This is a genomic window from Neisseria sp. P0021.S005 (assembly GCF_051956955.1).
Genome location: NZ_JBQCWY010000500.1, coordinates 1 through 2,244 on the forward strand (window position 1 = coordinate 1; position 2,244 = coordinate 2,244).

General features: G+C 48.9%; 3 protein-coding genes. All 3 read left to right on the top strand.

Features of this window, described 5'->3' with window-relative positions:
* On the top strand, positions 1 to 716 hold a 716-nt coding region (gene rsmH / locus ACTHUE_RS16100; RefSeq protein WP_440423981.1), incomplete at its 5' end, for a 16S rRNA (cytosine(1402)-N(4))-methyltransferase RsmH.
* Positions 717 to 779: 63 nt separating this feature from the next.
* A complete protein-coding gene (gene ftsL / locus ACTHUE_RS16105) occupies positions 780 to 1,043 on the top strand; it encodes a cell division protein FtsL (RefSeq protein ID WP_003681879.1) in 264 nt (87 codons plus the stop codon).
* A 78-nt stretch (positions 1,044 to 1,121) separates the two neighbouring features.
* A partial coding sequence (locus tag ACTHUE_RS16110) for a peptidoglycan D,D-transpeptidase FtsI family protein (RefSeq protein WP_440423982.1) occupies positions 1,122 to 2,244 on the top strand: 1,123 nt, incomplete at its 3' end.

The window sequence follows — 2,244 nt, forward strand, 5'->3', positions numbered from 1 at the left end:
TTGAAACATTTCAGACGGCCTTGGATGAATTGGGCATCGATAAGATTGACGGTGCGCTTTTTGATTTGGGGATTTCGTCGCCGCAAATTGACGATGGCAGCCGCGGATTCAGTTTCCGCTTTGATGCACCGTTGGATATGCGGATGGATCCGACTCGCGGGATGTCTGCGGCGGAATGGATTGCAACCGCATCCGAACAGGATTTACACGAGGTCATTAAGAATTATGGTGAAGAGCGGTTTAGTCGCCAGATTGCGCGCGCCATTGTTGCGCAACGGGAGGAAAGTCCCATCGATACAACCCGCAAGCTGGCGCAGCTTGTGGCGCAAAACGTCCGTACTCGTGAGCGCGGACAAGACCCTGCAACGCGCACCTTCCAAGCAGTTCGCATCTTTATTAACCGCGAGCTCGAAGAGGTAGAGGCAGTTTTACCGCAGGTTGCAGGCCGTCTGAAAGAGAGTGGGCGCTTGGCTGTCATTGCGTTCCATTCGCTGGAAGACAGAATTGTGAAGCAGTTTATTAAAAAATATTCGCAACATGCGCCATTGCCCCGTTGGGCAGTGGTTAAGGAAGCGGATTTACCTCAGCCGCCTTTGAAGGCTGTGGGCAAAGCAATCAAACCGGATTCGACAGAGACTGAAGCCAATCCGCGTGCGCGCAGTGCAGTTTTGCGTGTGGCGGAGCGAAGCAGTGGCGAATTTTCGGTTATTGAGTAGGGGATGGCGTCTAAACGCTGTCGTAAGAGATAGTCCTGTTGACAGGCCGTCTGAAAGTTTGAGATGGGTAAGTTGAATATTTTATTACTGGTTTTGGTGACGGTCTCAGCCTTTGCCGTAGTGTTTAAGCAAAACCAGTCCCGTTTGCATTTTATCGAGTTGGATAAGGCACAAAAACGGGAAATTCAGTTGGAACAGGATTACGCGCGCCTGAAATTGGAGCAAGCAAGATTGGCAAACCACAAGTTGATTAAAGTGGCGGCCGAAAAGCAACATCTGCTTCCTCCGGGTGCGCATAATACGGCTATGCTGGAACGCAAAAAATAAGAATACAGAGCCTTGCATTGGTGCAAGATTTACGGGATTTGATGGCTCACTGAGCAGCTAAGTCATGAGAAGTTCAACATGTTAATTAAGAACGAATATAAACCTCAAATGCTGTCTGGAACAACAAAAACGAAAAAGCCGCTGACAAGTAACGGGCGAATCGGTTTGGTGCTGGGCGCTGTTGCGCTGGCATTTACCGGTCTGTTGGTACGCGGGGTTTATCTGCAAACCAGTCAGCATGAATTTTTGAAAAATCAGGGCGACCAACGTTTTGTGCGTACGCTTCCGCTGCCGGCATCACGCGGTATGATTACCGACCGCAATGGTGCTACATTGGCTTTGAGTGCGCCTACCGAATCATTGTATGCCATGCCTTCCGGTATGGAGGAAATGCCGACTGACGAGCAGTTGGAAAAATTGTCGGCCATTGCTGATGTGCCTGTTGAAGTTTTGAAAAATAAATTGTCTAAAAAAGACAAAGGCTTTATCTACTTGAAACGTCAACTCAGCTACGAGAAAGCAGAAGAAATCAAAGCATTGGGCATTAAAGGCATTGCATTCCAAAAAGAATTGAAACGCCATTACCCGATGGGCAATCTGTTTGCGCATGTTATCGGTTTTACCAATATCGACGGCAAAGGTCAGGAGGGCTTGGAGCTTTCTCGTGAAGACAGCCTGCGCGGTGAAGATGGCGCGAAAGTCGTATTGCGCGACAACAAAGGCAACATCGTAGACAGCCTCGACTCTCCGCGCAACAGCGTGCCTAAAAACGGCCAAGACATGATTTTGTCTTTGGATCAGCGTATTCAAACGCTGGCTTATGACGAGTTAAACAAAGCGGTGGCTTATCACAAAGCCAAAGCAGGTACTGTTGTGGTATTGGATGCGCAAACCGGCGAAATTTTGGCTTTGGTCAACAGCCCGGCTTACGATCCGAATCAACCGGGTCAAGCCAATAGCGAACAGCGCCGCAACCGCGCTGTAACCGACATGATTGAACCAGGTTCTGCCATGAAGCCGTTTACCATTGCTAAAGCATTGGATTCAGGCAAAGTGGATGCGACCGACACATTTAATACCCTGCCTTACAAAATCGGTCCGGCTACCGTACAAGATACCCACGTTTATCCTACTTTGGATGTGCGCGGCATTATGCAAAAATCTTCCAACGTCGGTACCAGTAAACTTTCTGCCATGTTTA